The sequence below is a fragment of the Lysobacter enzymogenes genome (assembly GCF_017168095.1).
GTDB classification, from domain to species: Bacteria; Pseudomonadota; Gammaproteobacteria; order Xanthomonadales; family Xanthomonadaceae; genus Lysobacter; species Lysobacter enzymogenes_D.
The window spans coordinates 1-3,989 of record NZ_LXSD01000471.1 but is presented as its reverse complement, the minus strand read 5'-3'; the positions used below and the strand labels follow the sequence as shown (position 1 = coordinate 3,989).

At 67.7% G+C, this 3,989-nt stretch carries 3 protein-coding genes; 1 reads left to right on the top strand and 2 read right to left on the bottom strand.

Annotated elements, in window-relative coordinates:
* Positions 1–89: 89 nt before the first annotated feature.
* Positions 90–527: a MarR family winged helix-turn-helix transcriptional regulator gene (locus tag A7A76_RS19925; protein WP_206412918.1), complete on the top strand. Its 438-nt coding sequence runs from the start codon at positions 90–92 to the stop codon at positions 525–527.
* A gap of 527 nt (positions 528–1,054) precedes the next feature.
* On the opposite strand, the gene A7A76_RS19920 is transcribed toward A7A76_RS19925, so the two are convergent.
* The gene (locus tag A7A76_RS19920) at positions 1,055–2,593 is read right to left on the bottom strand and encodes a peptide MFS transporter (protein WP_206412917.1); all 1,539 of its coding nucleotides are present in this window, start codon (positions 2,591–2,593) and stop codon (positions 1,055–1,057) included.
* A gap of 408 nt (positions 2,594–3,001) precedes the next feature.
* Complete coding sequence (locus tag A7A76_RS19915; protein ID WP_206412916.1) at positions 3,002–3,886, bottom strand: tryptophan 2,3-dioxygenase; 885 nt, start codon at positions 3,884–3,886, stop codon at positions 3,002–3,004.
* Positions 3,887–3,989: the final 103 nt, after the last annotated feature.

Sequence of the window (3,989 nt, the reverse complement as noted above, 5' to 3'; positions counted from 1 at the left end):
AACCGCCGTCCGGCCGCCCCGTCGCCGCGCCCGCGCGCGCCGGCGCCCGTGCCGGCGGCCGCCACGCCGAACTCGATCTCGACCACTTCCTGCCCTACCGGCTGTCGGTGCTGTCGAACCGGGTCAGCGGGGCGATCGCCCGGGTCTATTCGCAGCGATACGCCCTGAGCGTGACCGAATGGCGGGTGATGGCGGTGCTGGGGCGCTTCCCCGGCCTGTCGGCCAACGAGGTCGCCCAGCGCACGGCGATGGACAAGGTCGCGGTGAGCCGCGCGGTCGCGCGCCTGACCGAGGCCGGCCGGCTGGAGCGCGACACCCACGACGACGACCGCCGCCGCTCGGTGCTGCAGCTGTCGCCGGACGGCTACAAGATCTACGACGAGGTCGCGCCGATGGCGCTGGCGTTCGAGCAGCGGCTGCTGGCCGGGATCGAGACGGTCGAGCGCGAGGCGCTGTTCCGGCTGCTGGACCGGCTGGACGAGCTGGAGATGCAGGCCGAGGCGGAGATGGCGGCGGAAGCGCGCTGAGGCGTCGCTTCTCGCCCGCCGCCACTTTCCCGGCCATCCCTCCACCGTCATTCCGGCGAACCCAGCCATCCCTCCACCGTCATTCCGGCGCACGCCGGAATCCATTTTGATTTTGCCGTTGCCCGTAAGTGGTGCGATCAGAGCAACGGCAAAATGGATTCCGGCGTGCGCCGGAATGACGGTGTAGAGGGGCGTGGCCAGGCAGGCGGCGCCGCGGGCGAGGTTTCGCGGTCGCGGCTTGCGCCGCTCCTACAGGGGGCGGTCGGGGCGGTCGCTGCGGTTCGGCTGGGCGCTTATTTGCGCCGGTTGGCGAGCACGACGATCAGCGCTGCGACGCCCGCGGCGCCGCCGACCAGCACCAGCAAGACCAGCCAGTGGAAGATGCTTACGCTGCCCATCGTCCTCGCTCCCGGCGATCCTCGCCGTGGGCCCGACTATCGCGCATTCCACGGCCGCGCATCCAGCCGCGCGCCAACGAAAACGGCGGCCCGAAGGCCGCCGTTCGCGCATTCAAACCCGCACCGGCCTTACTTCACGCCGTGCATCAGCTTCTGCACCAGCGGCGCGATCAGGAACAGCAGCGCGCCGGCGCCGACCAGGGCCCAGAAGCCGAAGGTGTAGCCGCTCAGCGCCGAGGTCGTGGTCATGCCGCCTTCGCCGCTGACGTGGCCGGCGAAGATGCCCGAGAGGTTGTTGCCGATGCCGGTCGACAGGAACCAGCCGCCCATGCCGAAGCCGACCAGGCGCACCGGCGCCAGCTTGGTCACCATCGACAGGCCGATCGGCGACAGGCACAGCTCGCCGATGGACTGGATCCAGTACACCGCGAACAGGGTCCAGAACGGGATCTTGCCGTCGCTGAGCAGGCTGCCGAGGGCGAACATCAGCAGCAGGAAGGCCAGGCCGTTGAAGATCAGGCCCAGGCCGAACTTGCGCGGGATCGAGGGATTGGCCCGGCCCATCGCCACCCAGATCCAGGCGATCAGCGGAGCCAGGGTGATGATCGCGATCGAGTTGACCGACTGGAACCACGCGGTCGGGAACACCCGTTCGCCGCTGAGGCTGAAGACCAGGTCGGCGAGGGCGCCGCTGAAGATGTCGCGGTCGACGATCTTGTCGGCGAGGAAGGTGAAGGAGCTGCCGGCCTGTTCGAAGAACATCCAGAACAGGATGTTGAAGGTGAAGATGATCAGCATCGCGACGACCTTGTCGCGCTGCTGCGCGCCTTCGCGGAAGCCTTCCACCAGCAGCAGGCCGCACAGGCCCAGGAACATCGCGGTCAGCACGCCCTGCAGCGCGGTGGCGCCCATCGCCAGCAGGAAGTACACCGCCGGGATCGCGACCAGCGCGCCGAGGAACACGTACACGACCTTGCGCGGATCCTGCTGGCCTTCCGGCGGCACGCCGATGCCCTTGAGGCCGGCGCGGCCGAACCAGAACCACACCAGGCTGATCAGCATGCCCACGCCGGCGGCGATGAACACCATCTTGTAGTCCGGCAGCGCTTCGCTGCCGAAGATCTTCTTGGCCAGGTACTGGGTCAGCAGCGGCGCCAGCATCGCGCCGAGGTTGATGCCCATGTAGAAGATGGTGAAGCCCGAGTCGCGGCGCTCGTCGCCGACCGCGTAGAGCTTGCCGACCATGGTCGAGATGTTCGGCTTGAACAGGCCGTTGCCGCAGATGATCGTGGCCAGGCCGAGCTTGAAGATCTGCTCGTTCGGCAGCGCGATCATGAACAAGCCGGCCGACATGATGACCGCGCCGAGCAGGATCGAGCGCTGGTAGCCGAGCACGCGGTCGGCGATGTAGCCGCCGAAGATCGCCGCGGCGTAGACCAGGGCCAGGTAGGCGCCGTAGATGCGGTTGGCCGGCGCTTCGCCGGCCGCGTCGCCGCCATGGAACTGGTGGACGATGTACAGCACGAGCGCCCAGCGAATGCCGTAGAAGGCGAAGCGCTCCCAGAATTCGGTCATGAACAGCATCCACAGCGGCTTGGGATGCCCCAGGCGCGTGGAGAATTCGGGAATGGGCGCCTGGCCCTGGGTCGGTGTCGCGGCTCCGCTCATGCGGTGTCCCCTGATCGGTGTGGAAACTGAATGAAAATCCCACGCCGACGGCACGGGCCGGGGAGATTTACCGGCACAGGCGGGCGGCGTCAAACATTCGTGAAAGTGCGGACGGCATGCTGCGTCGCAACATTTACCCGCGCAAGTGTCTGAATGGGGAAGATTTTTGCGTGTCCATAACGCGAAAGTCGCGCGAACGGCGGCCTTTATGCCGCCATCGGGTGACAACTGTCATGGTTTGCCCGAAACGCCGATAGCTCCCTGTAGGAGCGGCGCAAGCCGCGACCGCGAAACCACACCTACGCCGCCGCTCGCCCGCAGCCAGCGCCCTGTCGGGCCGACTCGAGCCTCAAGGCCGAGGGTTCGCGGTCCCGACTCGCGCCGCTCCTACAGCAAGCTACGGGCGGGTCACTCGCGCGGCGCGGCGCCGTAGTCGCCGCCGGGGCCGATGCTGGTGCGCACCGAGAACAGTTCCGGGAAGAAGGTCAGCTCCAGCGCCTGCTTGAGGAAGCCGACGCCGCTGGAGCCGCCGGTGCCGCGCTTGAAGCCGATGATGCGCATCACCGTGCGCATGTGGCGGAAACGCCACAGCTGGAACTGGGTTTCCAGGTCGACCAGGTCTTCGCACAGCGCGTACTCGCGCCAATACAGGTCGGTGTTCTCGTAGATGCGTTCGAACACCGGCTGCAACTGCGCGTCGGCCACGTGCGGCTGGCGCCAGTCGCGCTGCAGGTGCTCGGCCGGCACGGCGTGGCCGAAGCGCGCCAGGTACATCAGGAATTCGTCGTACAGGCTCGGCGCGGCCAGCGCGCGCTGCAGTTCCGCCTGGCCCTGCGGGTCGTGGGCGAACACCTTGAGCATCGCCTCGTTCTTGTTGCCGAGCATGAATTCGATGGTGCGGTACTGCAGCGACTGGAAGCCCGAGGACGGCCCCAGGGTTTCGCGGAAGCCCATGTATTCCGACGGCGTCAGCGTCTCCAGCACCGACCATTGCTCGATCAGCTGGCGCAGCACCTGCTTGCAGCGCGCCAGCACCTTCTGGCAGCGCCAGACCTCGTCGCGGCGCAGGTGTTCGAGCGCGGCGCTGAGTTCGTGGATGATCAGCTTCATCCACAGCTCCGCCACCTGGTGCTGGACGATGAACAGCATTTCGTCGTGATGGCCCGGCTGCGACAGCGGACGCTGCGCCGACAGCAGCTTGTCCAGTTGCAGATAGCCGCCGTAGGTGATGTGCCCGTGCAGGTCGGTATGGATACCGCTTTCCAGTTCGCGCTGGTTCTTCTCTACGGACATCGTCGGCGGCTCGGGCAGGGGCGCAAAGCGTAGCGCATCCGGGCACGCGCCGCGCCGGCGCCGGCGCGCTGCTCAGCCGCGACCGGCCCGTGCGCGAGCCCAC

What these genes read in the sequence shown, in the direction of transcription:
- A7A76_RS19920 (WP_206412917.1), bottom strand. Translation starts at nt 2,593, where the DNA reads ATGAGCGGAGCCGCGACACCGACCCAGGGCCAGGCGCCCATTCCCGAA.
- A7A76_RS19915 (WP_206412916.1), bottom strand. Translation starts at nt 3,886, where the DNA reads ATGTCCGTAGAGAAGAACCAGCGCGAACTGGAAAGCGGTATCCATACC.